This window comes from Bradyrhizobium sp. SZCCHNR1002 (assembly GCF_032381435.1).
GTDB classification, from domain to species: Bacteria; Pseudomonadota; Alphaproteobacteria; order Rhizobiales; family Xanthobacteraceae; genus Bradyrhizobium; species Bradyrhizobium aeschynomenes.
The window spans coordinates 1,192,323-1,209,842 of record NZ_JAUHIS010000001.1 but is presented as its reverse complement, the minus strand read 5'-3'; the positions used below and the strand labels follow the sequence as shown (position 1 = coordinate 1,209,842).

At 64.7% G+C, this 17,520-nt stretch carries 17 protein-coding genes and 2 tRNA genes; 15 read left to right on the top strand and 4 right to left on the bottom strand.

Features of this window, described 5'->3' with window-relative positions; translation table 11 throughout:
• Nucleotides 1-16: 16 nt before the first annotated feature.
• Together lon and QX108_RS05395 are read left to right on the top strand one after the other, a co-directional pair.
• Complete coding sequence (gene lon, locus QX108_RS05400; RefSeq protein ID WP_315779409.1) at nt 17-2,440, top strand: endopeptidase La; 2,424 nt, start codon at nt 17-19, stop codon at nt 2,438-2,440.
• 184 nt (nt 2,441-2,624) lie between these two features.
• Nucleotides 2,625-2,701 (top strand) — tRNA-Val (locus tag QX108_RS05395).
• A 30-nt stretch (nt 2,702-2,731) separates the two neighbouring features.
• Here the strand turns inward: QX108_RS05395 and QX108_RS05390 are convergent.
• Complete coding sequence (locus QX108_RS05390; RefSeq protein ID WP_315720449.1) at nt 2,732-2,932, bottom strand: hypothetical protein; 201 nt, start codon at nt 2,930-2,932, stop codon at nt 2,732-2,734.
• 207 nt (nt 2,933-3,139) lie between these two features.
• On the opposite strand from QX108_RS05390, the gene QX108_RS05385 reads away from it, so the two are divergent.
• Nucleotides 3,140-3,625 carry a Crp/Fnr family transcriptional regulator gene (locus QX108_RS05385; RefSeq protein ID WP_315779408.1) on the top strand — a complete coding sequence of 162 codons (486 nt, stop codon included), beginning with the start codon at nt 3,140-3,142 and terminating at the stop codon, nt 3,623-3,625.
• Here the strand turns inward: QX108_RS05385 and QX108_RS05380 are convergent.
• Nucleotides 3,564-4,391, bottom strand: a complete 828-nt coding sequence (locus QX108_RS05380; protein WP_315720447.1) for a metallophosphoesterase family protein — start codon at nt 4,389-4,391, stop codon at nt 3,564-3,566. The genes QX108_RS05385 and QX108_RS05380 overlap by 62 nt on opposite strands.
• Nucleotides 4,392-4,613: 222 nt before the next feature.
• On the opposite strand from QX108_RS05380, the gene QX108_RS05375 reads away from it, so the two are divergent.
• Nucleotides 4,614-5,471, top strand: a complete 858-nt coding sequence (locus tag QX108_RS05375) for a class I SAM-dependent methyltransferase (RefSeq protein WP_315779407.1) — start codon at nt 4,614-4,616, stop codon at nt 5,469-5,471.
• Between the two features lie 18 nt (nt 5,472-5,489).
• Here the strand turns inward: QX108_RS05375 and pepT are convergent, their stop codons facing one another.
• On the bottom strand, nt 5,490-6,746 hold the full coding sequence (gene pepT, locus QX108_RS05370; protein WP_315779406.1) for a peptidase T: 1,257 nt from the start codon (nt 6,744-6,746) through the stop codon (nt 5,490-5,492).
• 497 nt (nt 6,747-7,243) lie between these two features.
• On the opposite strand from pepT, the gene QX108_RS05365 reads away from it, so the two are divergent.
• Nucleotides 7,244-7,320 (top strand) — tRNA-Asp (locus tag QX108_RS05365).
• 209 nt (nt 7,321-7,529) lie between these two features.
• Here the strand turns inward: QX108_RS05365 and QX108_RS05360 are convergent.
• Entirely contained in the window at nt 7,530-7,730 is a 201-nt protein-coding gene (locus QX108_RS05360) for a hypothetical protein (RefSeq protein WP_172109606.1), read from the bottom strand.
• A 627-nt stretch (nt 7,731-8,357) separates the two neighbouring features.
• Here QX108_RS05360 and QX108_RS05355 point away from each other — a divergent pair.
• The 10 genes from QX108_RS05355 (at nt 8,358) to nuoH (ending at nt 17,520) form a co-directional block, all read left to right on the top strand.
• Nucleotides 8,358-8,723 carry an NADH-quinone oxidoreductase subunit A gene (locus QX108_RS05355; protein WP_006611013.1) on the top strand — a complete coding sequence of 122 codons (366 nt, stop codon included), beginning with the start codon at nt 8,358-8,360 and terminating at the stop codon, nt 8,721-8,723.
• Nucleotides 8,720-9,301 carry a NuoB/complex I 20 kDa subunit family protein gene (locus QX108_RS05350; RefSeq protein ID WP_006611012.1) on the top strand — a complete coding sequence of 194 codons (582 nt, stop codon included), beginning with the start codon at nt 8,720-8,722 and terminating at the stop codon, nt 9,299-9,301. The genes QX108_RS05355 and QX108_RS05350 overlap by 4 nt, the downstream gene beginning before the upstream one ends.
• A gap of 12 nt (nt 9,302-9,313) precedes the next feature.
• Nucleotides 9,314-9,919, top strand: a complete 606-nt coding sequence (locus QX108_RS05345; RefSeq protein ID WP_315720445.1) for an NADH-quinone oxidoreductase subunit C — start codon at nt 9,314-9,316, stop codon at nt 9,917-9,919.
• A gap of 14 nt (nt 9,920-9,933) precedes the next feature.
• A complete protein-coding gene (locus tag QX108_RS05340; RefSeq protein ID WP_315720444.1) occupies nt 9,934-11,130 on the top strand; it encodes an NADH-quinone oxidoreductase subunit D in 1,197 nt (398 codons plus the stop codon).
• Nucleotides 11,130-12,089 (top strand): FkbM family methyltransferase, encoded by a 960-nt coding sequence (locus tag QX108_RS05335; RefSeq protein ID WP_315779405.1) that lies wholly within the window; start codon nt 11,130-11,132, stop codon nt 12,087-12,089. Before QX108_RS05340 ends, QX108_RS05335 begins: the two co-directional genes overlap by 1 nt.
• A gap of 14 nt (nt 12,090-12,103) precedes the next feature.
• Nucleotides 12,104-12,715: an NADH-quinone oxidoreductase subunit NuoE gene (gene nuoE, locus QX108_RS05330; protein ID WP_315720442.1), complete on the top strand. Its 612-nt coding sequence runs from the start codon at nt 12,104-12,106 to the stop codon at nt 12,713-12,715.
• On the top strand, nt 12,712-12,927 hold the full coding sequence (locus tag QX108_RS05325; protein WP_315779404.1) for a hypothetical protein: 216 nt from the start codon (nt 12,712-12,714) through the stop codon (nt 12,925-12,927). The genes nuoE and QX108_RS05325 overlap by 4 nt, the downstream gene beginning before the upstream one ends.
• Nucleotides 12,928-12,946: 19 nt before the next feature.
• Nucleotides 12,947-14,272, top strand: a complete 1,326-nt coding sequence (gene nuoF, locus QX108_RS05320; protein ID WP_315779403.1) for an NADH-quinone oxidoreductase subunit NuoF — start codon at nt 12,947-12,949, stop codon at nt 14,270-14,272.
• A 97-nt stretch (nt 14,273-14,369) separates the two neighbouring features.
• Nucleotides 14,370-16,439 (top strand): NADH-quinone oxidoreductase subunit NuoG, encoded by a 2,070-nt coding sequence (nuoG, locus tag QX108_RS05315; protein ID WP_315779402.1) that lies wholly within the window; start codon nt 14,370-14,372, stop codon nt 16,437-16,439.
• A gap of 10 nt (nt 16,440-16,449) precedes the next feature.
• The gene (gene nuoH / locus QX108_RS05310) at nt 16,450-17,520 is read left to right on the top strand and encodes an NADH-quinone oxidoreductase subunit NuoH (RefSeq protein WP_315779401.1); all 1,071 of its coding nucleotides are present in this window, start codon (nt 16,450-16,452) and stop codon (nt 17,518-17,520) included.

Below are 17,520 nucleotides of genomic sequence, written 5' to 3'. Positions count from 1 at the left end.
ACAAAAGGAACAGGCCATGACGACCCCCAAACCCCGGCCGACCATCGTTTACGGCGAGAGCCACGCCTATCCGGTGCTGCCGCTCCGCGACATCGTCGTCTTCCCGCACAACATCGTTCCGCTGTTCGTCGGCCGCGAGAAATCCATCCGCGCCCTCGAAGAGGTGATGAAGAACGACGCGTTGGTGATGCTGGCGACGCAGAAGAACGCGTCCGATGATGATCCAGCTCCGGATGCGATCTACGAGACCGGGACGCTCGCCAGCGTGCTGCAACTCCTGAAGCTGCCCGACGGCACCGTGAAGGTGCTGGTCGAGGGCCTGGAGCGCGCGCGCGTCGAGAAGTACACCGATCGTGCCGACTATTACGAGGCGACCGCCGTCGCACTGGCCGACACCGACGCCAAGTCGGTCGAGGCGGAAGCGCTGGGCCGCTCCGTCGTGTCGGACTTCGAGAGCTATGTGAAGCTGAACAAGAAGATCTCGGCCGAGGTGGTCGGCGTCGTTCAGTCGATCACCGATTTCGGCAAGCTCGCCGACACCGTCGCTTCGCATCTCGCCGTCAAGATCGCCGATCGCCAGGGCATCCTGGAGACGCTGTCCGTCACCACGCGCCTGGAGAAGGTGCTGGGCCTGATGGAGAGCGAGATCTCGGTGCTGCAGGTCGAGAAGCGCATCCGCTCGCGTGTCAAGCGCCAGATGGAGAAGACCCAGCGCGAGTACTACCTGAATGAGCAGATGAAGGCCATTCAGAAGGAGCTGGGTGACGAGGACGGCCGCGACGAGCTCGCCGATCTGGAAGAGCGCATCAACAAGACCAAGCTGTCCAAGGAAGCGCGCGAGAAGGCCCAGCACGAGTTGAAGAAGCTGCGCCAGATGTCGCCGATGTCCGCGGAAGCGACCGTCGTGCGCAATTACCTGGATTGGCTGCTGTCGATTCCGTGGAACAAGAAGTCCAAGGTGAAGAAGGATCTGGAGGCCGCGCAGGCGGTTCTGGATGCGGATCACTATGGTCTGGAGAAGGTCAAGGACCGCATCGTCGAGTACCTGGCGGTGCAGTCGCGCGCCAACAAGCTGACCGGCCCGATCCTGTGCCTGGTCGGACCTCCCGGCGTCGGCAAGACCTCGCTCGGCAAGTCGATCGCGAAGGCCACCGGCCGCGAATTCGTTCGCGTCTCGCTGGGCGGCGTGCGTGACGAGGCGGAGATCCGCGGTCATCGCCGGACCTATATCGGTTCGATGCCCGGCAAGATCATCCAGTCGATGCGCAAGGCCAAGACCTCGAATCCGCTGTTCCTGCTGGACGAGATCGACAAGATGGGCTCGGACTTCCGGGGTGACCCGTCGTCGGCGCTGCTGGAGGTCCTGGACCCCGAGCAGAACACGACGTTCAACGATCACTATCTGGAGGTCGATTACGACCTGTCGAACGTCATGTTCATCACGACCGCGAATACACTCAATATTCCCGGTCCGCTGATGGACCGCATGGAGATCATCCGCATCGCGGGCTACACTGAGACCGAGAAGGTCGAGATCGCCCGCAAGCACCTGATCCCCAGCGCGATCTCCAAGCACGGCCTGGACTCGAAGGAGTGGTCGATCGACGACGACGCGCTGCTGCTCGTGATCCGGCGCTACACCCGCGAGGCGGGCGTGCGTAATTTGGAGCGTGAGATTTCCACACTGGCCCGCAAGGCCGTGAAGGAGCTCATGATGTCCAAGAAGAAGTCGGTGAAGATCACCGAGAAGACCGTCGAGGAATTCTTGGGTGTTCCGAAGTACCGTTTCGGCGAGATCGAGAGCGACGATCAGGTCGGCATCGTGACGGGTCTGGCGTGGACGGATGTCGGCGGCGAGCTGCTGACGATCGAAGGCGTCATGATGCCCGGCAAGGGCAAGATGACGGTGACGGGCAATCTGCGCGACGTCATGAAGGAGTCGATCTCGGCAGCGGCCTCGTTCGTCCGCTCCAGGGCGATCAACTACGGCATCGAGCCGCCGTTGTTCGACCGTCGCGACATCCACGTCCACGTGCCGGAGGGGGCAACCCCGAAGGACGGCCCCTCGGCCGGCGTGGCCATGGCGACGACGATCATCTCGGTGATGACCGGCATTCCGGTCCGTCACGACGTCGCGATGACCGGCGAGATCACGCTGCGTGGTCGGGTGCTGCCGATCGGCGGTCTGAAGGAGAAGCTGCTGGCTGCCGCGCGCGGCGGCATCAAGACGGTGCTGATCCCCGAGGACAACGCCAAGGATCTCACGGAGATTTCCGATGCGATCAAGGGCGGCATGGAGATCATCCCGGTGGCTCGTCTCGACGACGTCGTGGCTCGGGCCCTGGTCCGCAAGCCGGTGCCGATCGTCTGGGAAGAGGACACCAAGGTGCCGGTGAAGGCCGACGGCGACGAAGCCGCCGGCGGCCTGACCGCCCACTGAGGTCAGAACTGATCCAAGGGAACGGCGCCCGCAAGGGCGCCGTTTTCGTTTGGGGGATCGAGCCATGCACCTTCGAGCGTGGGTGGTCCTTCCCCACCGTTCCAGCCGCGGCGGTTTCTCGCTGCCGCCGCGTGGTTCCGGCGTTGATTGCACGTCGGGCAGGGGGTAAAGAAGCGCGACGTGAGGGCGGCTAGCTCAGCTGGTTAGAGCATCTCGTTTACACCGAGAGGGTCGGGAGTTCGAATCTCTCGCCGCCTACCATTCGCAATAGTCGGATCGCGCGCCGAGCTGCTATCGCGGCGAACGCAGATTCTCCAGGCCCAAGGCAATCCTCTCCAGGAGCACGTTCGTGCGCTTGGTTTCATCGAGCTGCTGCTCGTGCAACCGAGCGACCATCGTCAATGAGCCGCCGCGGCCAAGCCAGAACCAAACCCCGATCAGAATGATGAAGGGGAGCCAGGAGACGATCAGCTCCATCAGCCATTGTTGCATCACACCCCATTCCACTATTCAGACAACCATTTCAGGTGGCGGCATAGCTATACCGCAGCCTCCTGGCGAGGCATAGTTGCGGGGCGATGTCCGCGTCAGACAGGGTTTAGATTCCTTTTCGGCAACTGGTGCGAACCAGGATGATTTTGCGTGGCGACCGGCTGTTGTTCGGTTAGCCTCGCGTGGTGAAACTTCGCGGACGAACCGATGACCGACTTCCTGCGCCACTGCACCGGCGGACACGAGCGCGCCATTGTCGCGGGCACCGAGCTGCTCCAGGAGGGCCACAGCACCGGGTATCTCTACATCCTGCTCGAAGGACGTCTGGAAGTGATCAAGGCCGGCGCCACGGTGGCGGTGGTCTCCGAGCCCGGCGCGCTGTTCGGCGAGATGTCGCTGCTGCTGGAGCAGCCGCACACGGCGACGGTGCGGGCGCTGGCCGAGTGCCGGATCTACGAGATCCCGGATGCGCCGCGCTTCCTCACTGAAAATCCCGAGGCGACGCTCGCCATCGCGCGCATGCTGGCGCAGCGGCTCAATGTCGCCAACACCTATCTCGCCGACCTCAAGCGGCAATATGCCGGCCACGGCACGCATCTCGCGATGGTCGGCGACGTTCTGCAGAGCATGATCAACCTGCCGCCGCAGCAGGTCGCGCCAGGAACGGATCTGGAATCCGATCCACGGCTCTGAGCCAGTCTGGCGCTGACGTCACCGGCTGCGCCGGGCGCTGCAGGGGCGCGGCGAGGTCGATCCATTCGGCTTGCCCCGCCGCGAGCCAGAAGGCGCGCTGCTCGTCGGTGTCGAGCACCATGTAGGTTGGCGGCCGTCCGGGCTGCCGCCCGGTGTTGAACACCCAGGTCTCCCCTAAGCGATCGAACCACGAGCCGTCCTTGATGAAGGGCGACTGATGGACGTGGCCGGAGATCACCATGGCCGGCCGATGCCGTGCGATGAAGCCTTCGAGCTCAGTGTCGCCGAAGAAGCGCTTGCCGCCCCAACTGACGGGAGAGTTGGCGGGCGGCGCGTGATGCACCCAGATCCAGCGATCGGGCCTGCGGGCGGCGGCGGCTTCGAGCTGGCGCGCGATCGCGGCCTTCACGCGCGGGCCGTCCCACCACGGGCAGACCGAGAACATGATGCCGCCGACCAGGAGATCGTCGCCATCGGAGGCGATGCCGAGCGCGCGAACGGTGCCGATCCAGGCCGCGATCTTCTCGCCGTCCGCGCTGCGCTCCTCCAGGTCGTGATTGCCGGAGCAGATCATCACGCGGGTCCTGGCGGCGAGCAGCCCGAGATACTTCTTCACGACGACGATCTGCGCGCGGATGTCGACGATCGAGGCGAGGTCGAGCGCATCGCCGGCGAACACCACCATGTCGAAATGCTCGGCCGCCGCGACCAGCCAGTCGAACTGCGGCAACGTGTAGTGAAGATCGGCAACGATGAGACAGCGCATGAGGCTCCTGACGCGCAGGATCGAAGCAAGAGCGGGACCATATTATGCCCCCGCTATTGCATCTCGATGCCGTGGACGCCAGCAAGACCAGGAGGTTTCCTGGTCTGTCGACGCCGGTGGTATGATGTTGGCGCGACATCGCGCGCGCGGGCCTTGACAGGCAAGACGCGCGCGTGCGGCGATGCCAGCTCTCACGATGACCTCAACCAGACAAGGCGCATCATGCAATTGCCTTCAGGAGACGACCGCAACGCCGACCAGATCGCCTACTGGAACGGGCCCGGCGGCCAGCGCTGGTCGGATCGTCAGGAGGCGCAGGACATCCTGCTCGCCCCGGTGTCGCAGATCCTGATCGAGCGCATTGCCGCAAAGCCGGGTGATCGCATCCTCGACATCGGCTGCGGCTGCGGTGGTCTTTCGATCACGCTCGCCCGGCAGGTGAACCCTGGCGGACATGTGCTCGGGGTCGACATCTCCGCGCCGATGCTGGAGCGGGCGCGCGCGGTGGTGCCGGCCGGGCTTGCCACCGAGTTCGTGCTGGCCGACGCCACCGTGCATCCGTTCCCGGCTGCGAGCTTCGATTTGCTCGTCTCGCGTTTCGGCGTGATGTTCTTCGCCGACCCCGTGGCATCCTTCGCTCACATGCGCCGGGCGCTGAAGCCGGGCGGGCGCGTCGTGTTCGCCTGCTGGCGCGAGCCGAAGGCCAATCCCTGGATGATCGCGCCGCTGCAGGCGGTGTATCGCCATGTCCCGAAGCTGCCGGAGATGGCGCCGGAGGATCCCGGCCCGTTCGCGTTCGCATCCGAGGCGCGGGTGACGCGGATCCTCGGCGAAGCCGGCTTCACCGATGTCGCGCTGCAGCCGCACGCTCTGTCGCTCGACATCGCGCGCGGGCAGGGGCTGGACGCCGCGGTGCAATCGGCGTTCGAGATCGGCCCCGCCAGCCGCGCGCTGGAGGGGCACCCGGCGGAGACGCGCGAGGCGGCGCGGCTCTCGGTGAGCGAACTGCTTGCGCAGCATCAGGATGGCGGCAGCGTCACGCTGCCGGGCTCGATCTGGCTGGTGACGGCGCGCGCCTGAGGCCGTACCGGGCGGTCCTCAGGAGCGCTCCTCCCAGATCATCGCCAGATGGACGATGGTCTGCACCGCCTTCTCCATGTCGCGGACGCTGACCCACTCCTGCCGGGAGTGGAAGGCGTGCTCGCCTGCGAAGATGTTGGGGCAGGGCAGCCCCATGAAGGACAGCCGCGAGCCGTCGGTGCCGCCACGGATCGAGGTGCGCACCGGCGTGAGCCCGGCACGCCGGATCGCGTCCTCGGCATAGGTCACGATCTCGGGATGTAGATCGATGACCTCCTTCATGTTGCGGTATTGCTGCCGGACCTCCATCCGGTAGCTGGAATGCGGATAGTTCGTCATGACGTCCTTGACGACATCCTCCAGCAGCGCCTCCTTCTGCCGCAATCCCTGCTCGCTGAAATCACGCACGATGAAATCGAGCCGTGCCTGCTCCAGCGTGCCGGAGATCCCGACCGGATGCAGAAAGCCTTCCTTGCCCTCGGTCGTTTCCGGCGAGCAGGTATCCTTCGGCAGGCGATCGACGATGGCCGATGCAATCTTGATGGCGTGCTCGATCTTGCCCTTGGCAAAGCCGGGATGCGCGCTGACGCCGTTGATGGTGATGGTTGCGCCGTCGGCGGAGAAGGTCTCATCCTCGATGTTCCCGGCGGTCTCGCCGTCCATCGTGTAGCCGAAATCGGCGCCGAGCTTCTTCAGGTCGACCCGGTCGACGCCGCGCCCGATCTCCTCATCGGGCGTGAACAGGATCTTGATCGTGCCGTGCTTGATCTGGGGATTGCTCAGCAGGAACTGCGCCGCGTCCATGATCTCGGCGATGCCGGCCTTGTTGTCGGCGCCGAGCAAGGTCGTGCCGTCCGAGGTGACGATGTCGTTGCCGATCTGGTCCTTCAGTGCCGGGTGCTCGCCCGGACGGATCACCTGGCTGGAGTCGCCCGGCAGGACGATCTCGCCGCCCTGATAGTTGCGGACGATCTGCGGCTTCACGTTGGCGCCCGAGCAGTCGGGCGAGGTGTCCATATGCGAGCAGAAGCAGATCACGGGCACCCGCTTGTCAGTCGTCGCCGGGATCGTCGCATAGACGTAGCCGTGCTCGTCGAGATGAGCATCGGACAGCCCCATCGCCTGCAACTCGGCCGCGAGCAGCCGGCCGAGATTCTTCTGCTTGATGGTGGAAGGGCATGTCGGCGAAGTCGGATCGGACTGGGTGTCGATCACGACATAGCGGAGGAATCGGTCGAGGACGGAGTGGGTGAAGCGGAGCGACGTGTCGGACATGAGCACCACGAAAGTCGAGAGGATTATGTTACCGTCATAGCAAACATACTAATATATCAACTTTGCGTATACCACATACCAGATCTGCGAAGCAGCCACTAATGTGTCACGCCGCGGGTAGAAAGTCTCGACGCACCAATGGCGATAATGGGGTCAGAACGGGACGAGACTTGGCGAGCTTCCTCGCGCTTCGGAGCGCCAGCGAGCGCCTTATCGAACATGGTCCGATTCGGAGATCCTTCCACCTGTCGCTCTGTCCCTCCGATGCCTGCGGACACATGCCTCGGCGGCGGCAGCCAAAGGTGACGATCGGAGCGTTCGGCCACGGCGCCAGGCCCGCGAACCCTGAGCTCGAGGGACACCGGCATGGCTGCCAGGGGCATGACTGGTTGGTCTGTTGGGGGCTCATCAACGACTTCTCACAAATCGGTTTCATTGTCCTTGACTTCGAAACATCGCCCCTTTAAGTCGCACTCCTCCGCGGATTTCGCGATCACGCGGGAGTAGCTCAGTTGGTTAGAGCGCCGGCCTGTCACGCCGGAGGTCGCGGGTTCGAGCCCCGTCTCTCGCGCCATTTCAGATGGCTCATCTCCCTCAGCCCGATCCTGCTTCCAGTGCGCACCGGCTCGTGCATCCGCGCCCGTCTGTCTTGGACAAGGCGGCCGCTGCGCAGCGGGGGCGGCGCGTGCGATGCGACCTCTGGCGGACTGCGCCCACGAAAAAGGCCGCCACGAGGGCGGCCCGACGGGCATCCGAAGCTGATCGGCGCGGCGCCTTCGATGCTCAACGCACCATCGAGCCGTTGGAACTGGTCACGACGACCGGCTTGCCGGCCTTGACCGGCGCATGCGAGGCCGTCTGGCTGTAGTCGGCATTGGTCCGGGCCGCGATCCCGAACGCGGTCACGGCGATGCCGGCGATGAGGGCCACGACCACGATCTTCAGATGGGTCGAGCGGTCTGCGGAATGGATCGAGTGGTTCATGTCAGCCTCCCGGCGTCTCAGAGCGCCACTTTGTTGCCGGGATGTGTACCTTCGCTTTGTTTCGATCCGGTTTCTTGGTTTCCTCAAAATGGTTTCATCGGTTGCAGCGCTCGCTGCGGCAATCGGGAGTAAGCGGCGCGGTGGGGCGGATCGACCGGCATTCGGTCTTTGCCCTTGGCCAGATCGAGCCGGGCCCATGGCTTGTCACGGCTCCGTGCTGTGGATGACCTTGATTCGGCGGCCGACGGCGGCCATCTAGCCGATGGCGGTTGCGTATCGGACGATCGCCCAATCGCGATCAGTCGCTCCCGCTCGGTCGCCGCGTCGCAGCCTGTTTCCGCCTATCTCTGGCCTGCGCACAACGCCGTGCGTGCTTGCGACCGCTGCCCGTCCGCGTTGGTCACGTGACATGCGACACCGTAATGCTGCGGGTCTGCGATGCCGGCCGCGCACGCGTCCTGGCCTTGCCACGGGCTGCTGTGTGTCCGGCACTCCGCAATGTGGGGAGGGATGACGGCGGCGAGACGGCTCGTCTTGCGCGGCTTGGTGCGCTGCGCTAAGGCTTCGACCAATTCCAATGCAGCGAGTCTGCGGTTTGCACCGAAACCGCAGAGGAAAGTGGCGCCGATGACCGGCATCCTTCAGAACTATCTCCCCCTCGTCGTTTTCATAGGTGTCGCGGCCATCATCGGGGTGGTGCTGCTGATCGCGCCCTTCGTGGTCGCCTACCAGCAGCCCGATCCCGAGAAGCTCTCGGCTTACGAGTGCGGCTTCAATGCGTTCGACGACGCCCGCATGAAGTTCGATGTCCGCTTCTATCTGGTTGCCATCCTTTTCATCATCTTCGACCTCGAAGTCGCCTTCCTGTTCCCCTGGGCAGTCGCATTCGGCAAGCTCGGCGCGGCCGGCTTCTGGTCGATGCTGGTGTTCCTGGCTGTGCTGACGGTCGGGTTTGCCTACGAATGGAAGAAAGGCGCGCTTGAATGGGATTGAGCCCGACCCCGTCCTCCGGTCCGGTGATCGCACCGGCCCCGAAGGGCATCCTCGATCCCGCGACCGGCAGGCCCGTTGGTGCCAACGACCCGTATTTCCTCGAGGTCAAGCACGAGCTGTCGGACAAGGGATTCTTCGTCGCCACAGCTGACGATCTCATCACCTGGGCCCGTACGGGCTCGCTGATGTGGATGACGTTCGGTCTGGCCTGCTGCGCCGTCGAGATGATGCAGGTCTCGATGCCGCGCTACGACGTCGAGCGCTTCGGCTTCGCGCCGCGCGCCTCGCCGCGCCAGTCGGACGTGATGATCGTCGCGGGCACCCTGACCAACAAGATGGCGCCGGCGCTGCGCAAAGTCTACGACCAGATGCCGGAGCCGCGCTACGTCATCTCGATGGGCTCCTGCGCCAATGGCGGCGGCTACTACCACTATTCCTATTCGGTGGTCCGCGGCTGCGACCGTATCGTTCCCATTGACATCTACGTGCCCGGCTGTCCGCCGACCGCGGAAGCGCTGCTGTACGGTGTTCTGTTGCTGCAGAAGAAGATCCGGCGCACCGGCACCATCGAACGCTGAAGGTTTTTCGTTATGGACGACGGCAGGCTCGACGCCCTTGGGCAGACGATCGTGAGCGCGCTTCCGGGCGCGGCGATCGGGCATTCGGTTGCTTTCAACCAACTCACGGTGACCGTGGAGCCCGCCCGGATCGTCGAGGTCGTGAAGTATCTGCGCGATGACCCCGGTTGCCGGTTCATCAACTTCACCGACATCACGGCGGTCGATTATCCCGAGCGCGCCAAGCGCTTCGAGGTCGTCTATCACTTCCTGTCGCCGACGATGAATACCCGCATCCGGCTCAAGGCCGAGGCCGACGAGACGACCCAGGTGCCCTCGATCATCGACGTCTTCCCGGGCGCCGACTGGTTCGAGCGCGAGGCCTACGACCTCTATGGCGTGATCTTCGTCGGCCATCCCGATATGCGCCGGCTGCTGACCGATTACGGCTTCGACGGCCACCCGCTGCGCAAGGACTTCCCGACAACCGGTTTCGTCGAGGTGCGCTACGACGACCAGGAGAAGCGGGTGATCTACGAGCCGGTCCGGCTCAACCAGGAATTCCGCAAGTTCGATTTTCTCTCGCCCTGGGAAGGCGCGGACTATCCGCTGCCGGGCGATGAGAAAGCGACGAAGTGAGTGGGAGCGCAGGCATGAACGAGCAGAGCCCGGCACTTCGCAATTTTACGATCAACTTCGGGCCGCAGCATCCGGCCGCGCACGGCGTGCTGCGTCTCGTGCTTGAACTGGACGGCGAGGTCGTGGAGCGCGTCGATCCGCATATCGGCCTGCTTCACCGCGGCACCGAGAAGCTGATCGAGACCAAGACCTATCTGCAGGCGATGCCGTACTTCGATCGGCTCGACTACGTCGCGCCGATGAACCAGGAGCATGCGTTCTGCCTTGCCGCCGAGCGTCTGCTCGGCATCGAGGTGCCGCGCCGCGGCCAGCTGATCCGCGTGCTCTATTCCGAGATCGGCCGGCTGCTGTCGCATCTGCTCAACGTCACCACGCAGGCCATGGACGTCGGTGCGCTGACCCCGCCGCTGTGGGGCTTCGAGGAGCGCGAGAAGCTCATGGTGTTCTATGAGCGCGCCTCCGGCTCGCGCATGCACGCCAACTACTTCCGCATCGGCGGCGTCCACCAGGACTTGCCGCCGAAGTTGATCGACGACATCGACGCGTTCTGCGATCCGTTCCTGAAGGTGGTCGACGATCTCGACCAGCTGCTCACCGGCAACCGCATCTTCAAGCAGCGCAATGTCGACATCGGCGTCGTCACCCTGAAGCAGGCCTGGGAGTGGGGCTTCTCCGGTGTGATGGTGCGCGGCTCCGGCGCCGCCTGGGACCTGCGCAAGTCGCAGCCCTACGACGTCTACGCCGAGATGGATTTCGACGTTCCGATCGGCAAGAATGGCGACTGCTACGACCGCTATCTGATCCGCATGGAAGAGATGCGCCAGTCCGTGCGCATCATGAAGCAGTGCATTGCCAAGCTGCGCGCGCCTGATGGACAGGGGCCGGTGCTGATCACCGACAACAAGATCTCGCCGCCGCGCCGTGGCGAGATGAAGCGTTCGATGGAAGCGCTGATCCATCACTTCAAGCTCTACACCGAGGGCTTTCACGTTCCGCCCGGCGAGATCTACGCCGCCGTCGAGGCGCCGAAGGGCGAGTTCGGCGTTTATCTGGTCTCCGACGGCACCAATAAGCCCTACAAGTGCAAGATCCGCGCGCCGGGCTTCGCCCATCTACAGGCGATGGACTTCCTGTGCCGCGGCCATCTGCTCGCCGACGTCTCGGCCATTCTCGGCTCGCTCGACATCGTGTTCGGGGAGGTGGATCGCTGATGGGCCATGCGCCGATCCAGTTCGATCGTGCTTCCGGGGCGCTCGAAGGAGCGAACCTCTGGGAGCGCACGGCTGCCTTGGCGCTGTCCACCGGCTCGAAGATCTCGTCGCACTTCTCGCATCGCGGCTACAATCGCTGCGCCAATCTGCTGCGCCTCGCGCTGCCGGAACGCAACCTCGCAGTGAAGCTCAACCCGGATGCGGTGTTCGAGTTTCCCTATGGGGACGGTTATTGGAGCAAGCTGCTCAACCGCGCCTATCATTATGAGGACGAGCTCGAGTTGCTGTTTCTCGGCAGCGTCGATGTCGACTACACCTTCATCGATGGCGGCGCCAATTACGGCTACTGGTCTGTGCTGGTGTCGAGCGTGCCGTATGGATCGCACAAGGCGATCGCGATCGAGCCGTCGTCGGCGAACTTCGCCAAGCTCGCCAACAATTCCGAGATCAATGGCGGCCGCTTCGAGGTCATGAAGTGCGCGATCGGCGAACGCCGCGGCGTTGCGCACCTGAGCGGGACCAAGCATGAGGCCTTCAGTATCGCCGGCGATGGCGCTGACGGTGAGCAGGTGCCGGTGATGGCGCTCGACGACCTCATCGACGACGGCAAGGTCGCTGCGTCCGGAAAGTACCTGATCAAGCTCGACGTCGAGGGCGTGGAGATCGAGGCGATCAAGGGCGGGGCCCGGCTGCTCGCGACCGACAGCATGATCCTGTGCGAGGAGCACGGGCAGGACCGCAATCACACGGTGTCGCGCTACATCCTCGACCAGACGCCGATGCAGCTGATGGTCTACGACCCCGCGAGCGGCCGATTCGAGACCGTGACCGAGCTGTCGATCCTCGACCGTATCAAGGTATCCACGCACGTCGGCTACAACGTGTTCGGAACTGCAAGTGCCTTCTGGCAGAATCGCGTCGCAGCGCTCAATGCAAGTGCCGCGCGCCGCATGCAATGAAAGACTAGAGAGCCATGTCCGTCCGCCGTCTTGCCCCGAAGGACCTCCAGCCCGCGAGCTTTGCGTTCACGGATGAAAACCTCGCCTTCGCCAAGGCCCAGATCGCCAAATACCCGGAAGGCCGCCAGGCCTCGGCCGTGATCGCGATCCTGTGGCGCGCGCAGGAGCAGAACGAGGGCTGGGTTTCGGAAGCGGCCATCCGCGTGGTCGCCGACATGCTGGGCATGCCCTATATCCGCGTGCTCGAGGTCGCGACCTTCTACACGATGTTCCAGCTGCAGCCGGTCGGCAAGAAGGCGCATGTCCAGGTCTGCGGCACCACGCCGTGCCGGCTGCGCGGCGCCGAGGAGCTGATCGAGGTCTGCAAGCACCGGATCCATCACGATCCCTTCCACCTCTCCAAGGACGGCGACTTCAGCTGGGAAGAAGTCGAGTGCCTGGGCGCCTGTGTGAATGCGCCGATGGTGCAGGTCTGGAAGGATACCTACGAGGACCTGACGCCGGAGAGCTTCGGCAAGGTGCTCGACGGCTTCGCGACCGGCAATCTGCCGACGCCGGGTCCGCAGAACGGGCGCCAGTTCTCGGCGCCGGCGGGCGGGCCGACCACGCTGAAGGAGAAGACATGAGCCGCAATCGCATCCGCGTTGCGGCCCTGACCCAAGAGGGCGCCGCGATGAAGAACTGGCGCTACGTGGCGCTGCATACGCTTGCTGCCGCCGCTTTCATTTTCGTACTGCAGCGGTTCGCGCTGAACGCGACGCTGGAGTCCAGTCTGCTGTGGGCCCTGGTGTTTGGCGGCTGCGCCGCCTTCATCGCCACCATGCAGTCGAACCGCTGATCTCAGAGGAAGCCGTCTGATGCTCGACGACAAGGACCGCATCTTCACCAACCTCTACGGCCTGCACGATTGGGGCCTTGAAGGCGCACGCCGTCGCGGCAGCTGGGACGGCACCAAGGGGCTGATCGACAAGGGCCGCGACTGGATCATCAACGAGATGAAGGCGTCCGGCCTGCGCGGCCGCGGCGGCGCCGGCTTTCCGACCGGCCTGAAATGGTCGTTCATGCCGAAGGAATCGACCGACGGCCGGCCGAGCTATCTCGTGGTCAACGCCGACGAGTCCGAGCCCGGCACCTGCAAGGATCGCGAGATCATGCGGCACGATCCGCATCATCTCGTCGAGGGCTGCCTGCTCGCCAGCTTCGCGATGAACGCGCATGCCTGCTACATCTATGTGCGCGGCGAGTTCATCCGCGAGCGCGAGCGACTGCAGGCGGCGATCGACCAGGCCTATGACGCGAAGCTGGTCGGCAAGGACAACATCCATGGCTGGCCGTTCGACATCTATGTCGCGCATGGCGCCGGCGCCTATATCTGCGGCGAGGAGACCGCGCTGCTCGAGAGCCTCGAGGGCAAGAAGGGCCAGCCGCGGCTGAAGCCGCCATTCCCGGCCAATGTCGGCCTCTATGGCTGCCCGACGACCGTCAACAACGTCGAGTCGATCGCGGTCGCGCCGACCATCCTGCGCCGCGGTGCGTCCTGGTTCGCCGGCATCGGACGTCCCAACAACGTCGGCACCAAGCTGTTCTGCATCTCCGGTCACGTCGAGCGGCCCTGCAACGTCGAAGAGGCGATGGGCATCCCGTTCCGCGAGCTGATCGAGAAGCATTGCGGCGGCATCCGCGGCGGCTGGGACAATCTGAAGGCCGTCATTCCCGGCGGCTCGTCGGTGCGCATGGTGCCGGCCGAGCAGATCATCGACACGCCGATGGATTTCGACAGCCTTTCGAAGCTGCGCTCGGGCTTGGGGACCGCGGCCGTCATCGTGATGGACAAGTCGACCGACCTGATCCGGGCGATCGCGCGCATCTCCTATTTCTACAAGCATGAGAGCTGCGGCCAGTGCACGCCGTGCCGCGAGGGCACCGGCTGGATGTGGCGCGTGCTGACCCGCATGGCCGAGGGCCGCGCCCACAAGCGCGAGATCGACATGCTGCTGGAGGTCACCAAGCAGATCGAGGGGCACACGATCTGCGCGCTGGGCGACGCCGCGGCCTGGCCGATCCAGGGCCTGATCACGCATTTCCGTCACGAGATCGAAGCGCGGATCGATCAGTATTCGCACAAGGCTGACGTCGATGACGTCGGCGTGCGCGATCCCGCGCACATGGTAGCGGCGGAGTAGGTGATGGCGGCCCGATCCGCCAGCAAGGTTTTCCCCCGCGCTTGCGCCCTCGCGGTGCGCAGTGCGGTGGTCCGTGATTTGAGAGAGATGTGAGGCAATGACCAAGATCATCATCGATGGCAAAGAGATCGATGTGCCGCCGGAGTACACGCTGCTGCAGGCGTGCGAGGCGGCGGGCGCCGAGATTCCGCGCTTCTGCTATCATGAGCGGCTGTCGATCGCCGGCAACTGCCGGATGTGCCTCGTCGAGGTGAAGGGCGGACCGAAGCCGGTCGCGAGCTGCGCCTGGGGCGTGCGCGACTGCCGGCCGGGCCCGAAGGGCGAGCCGCCGGAGATCTCCACCCGCTCGCCGATGGTCAAGAAGGCACGCGAAGGCGTGATGGAATTCCTTCTGATCAACCATCCCTTGGATTGCCCGATCTGCGACCAGGGCGGCGAGTGTGACCTGCAGGACCAGGCGATGGGCTATGGTGTCGACACCAGCCGCTACGCCGAGAACAAGCGCGCCGTCGAGGACAAATATCTCGGCGCGCTGGTCAAGACCTCGATGACCCGCTGCATCCAGTGCACGCGCTGCGTCCGCTTTTCGGCGGAGGTCTGCGGCGTGCCGGAAATGGGCGCGACCGGCCGCGGCGAGGACATGGAGATCACGACCTATCTCGAGCAGGCGCTGAGCTCGGAGCTGCAGGGCAATCTGGTCGACATCTGCCCGGTCGGCGCGCTGACCTCGAAGCCTTACGCGTTTGCCGCGCGTCCCTGGGAGCTCGGCAAGACGCAGTCGATCGACGTCATGGACGGCTTGGGTTCGGCAATCCGCGTCGATACCCGCGGCCGCGAGGTGATGCGGATCCTGCCGCGCATCAATGACGCCGTGAACGAGGAGTGGATCTCCGACAAGACCCGTCACGTCGTTGACGGCCTGCGGACGCAGCGGCTGGATCGTCCCTATGTCCGTGAGGACGGCAAGCTGCGCCCGGCCACTTGGCCCGAGGCGTTCAAGGCGATCGCTGCAAAACTGTCGCGCATCGACGGCAAGCGGATCGGCGCGATCGCCGGCGACCTCGCGGCCGTCGAGGAGATGTTTGCGCTCAAGGATCTGCTCGCCAAGCTCGGCTCGACCAACGTGGCGGTGCAGGGTGGTGACAGCTTCAATGCCAAGCTGGGCCGTGCGTCCTATCTGTTCAACCCGACCATCGCCGGCATCGAGCAGGCCGACGCGATCCTGATCATCGGCGCCAATCCGCGCAAGGAAGCGGCCGTGCTCAACGCCCGCATTCGCAAGCGTTGGCGCTCGGGCCAGCTCAAGGTCGGTCTGGTCGGCCCCAAGGCCGATCTGACCTATGCCTATGAGCACATCGGCGCGGGCACGGACTCGCTGAGCGACGTCGCCGCCGGCAAGCACTCCTTCGCAACCACCTTCCGCAACGCCAAGAACCCGATCGTGCTGGTCGGCGCCGGCGCGGCCGCGCGTCACGACGGCGGCGCGATCCTGGCGCTCGCCGCCAAGATCGCGATGGACGTCAACGCCGTGCGCGACGACTGGAACGGCTTTGCCGTGCTGCACGACACCGCGTCGCGCGTCGGCGCCCTGGACATCGGCTTCAACGGCACCGGCCTGACCGGCGCACAGATGACCACCTTCGGCACCATGGACGTGATGTTCCTGCTCGGCGCCGACGAGGTCGAGGTGCCCGAGGGCGTGTTCACGGTCTACATCGGTACCCATGGCGACCGCGGCGCGCATCGCGCCGACGTCATCCTTCCGGGCGCCGCCTACACCGAGAAGTCCGGCCTCTACGTCAACACCGAGGGCCGGGTGCAGATCGCGGCGCGCGCATCGTTCCCACCGGGCGAGGCCCGCGAGGACTGGGCGATCATCCGCGCGCTGTCAGACGTGCTCGGGCGCAAGCTCGGCTACGACTCGCTGGCCGCGCTGCGCGCCGAGATCATCAAGGCGGTACCGCATCTCGGCCGCATCGACCAGATCGAAGCCGGCAAGATCGCCGACATCAAGACCCTTGCAGGCAAGGGCGGTAGCCTCGAAAAGGCGCCGTTCAAGCCTGTCATCGACGACTTCTATCTCACCAATCCGATCGCGCGCGCATCGGCGGTCATGGCGGAATGCTCCCGCCTGGCCTCCGGGCAGATGCTGACGGCAGCGGAGTGAGCGTGACCTGATGGCTGATTTCTTCGCAAGCTCGTTCTGGACAGGCTTCCTCTGGCCGCTGATCATCATGATCGCGCAGAGCGTGCTGCTCCTCGTCGTCCTCCTGGTCGCGATCGCCTACATCCTGCTCGCCGACCGCAAGATCTGGGCGGCGGTGCAGATCCGCAGGGGTCCTAACGTGGTCGGGCCCTGGGGCCTATTCCAGTCGTTCGCGGACCTGCTGAAGTTCGTGCTCAAGGAGCCGATCATTCCGGCCGGCGCCAACAAGGGCGTGTTCCTGCTGGCGCCGCTGGTGTCCTGCGTGCTCGCGCTAGCGGCCTGGGCGGTGATCCCGACCAATCTCGGCTGGGCGATCGCCGACATCAATGTCGGCATCCTCTTCATCTTCGCGATCTCGTCGCTGTCGATCTACGGCATCATCATGGCCGGCTGGTCGTCGAACTCGAAATATCCATTCCTGGCGGCGCTGCGCTCCGCGGCGCAGATGGTGTCCTACGAGGTCTCGATCGGCTTCGTCATCATCACCGTGCTGCTGTGCGCCGGCACCCTGAACCTCTCGGCGGTGGTCGAGGCGCAGCATGCGCGCGGCCTCGCCAGCCTGATCGGCCTGCCGCAGCTGACGATCCTGAACTGGTACGTCTGGCCGCTGTTCCCGATGTTCGTGGTGTTCTACGTCTCGGCGCTGGCCGAGACCAACCGCCCGCCCTTCGACCTGGTCGAGGCGGAATCGGAGCTCGTCGCCGGCTTCATGGTCGAGTACGGCTCGACGCCGTATCTCCTGTTCATGCTCGGCGAGTACGTCGCGATCACCACGATGTGCGCGCTAGCGACCATCCTGTTCCTCGGCGGCTGGCTGCCGCCGATCGACCTGCCGCCGTTCAACTGGGTGCCGGGCGTCATCTGGTTCTCGCTGAAACTGTTCTTCATGTTCTTCCTGATCGCGATGGCGAAAGCGATCGTGCCGCGCTACCGCTACGACCAGTTGATGCGACTGGGTTGGAAGGTGTTCCTGCCGCTGTCGCTGGCCATGGTGGTCGTTGTCGCGGGCGTGCTGCACTTCGCCGGTATCGCGCCGAAATGA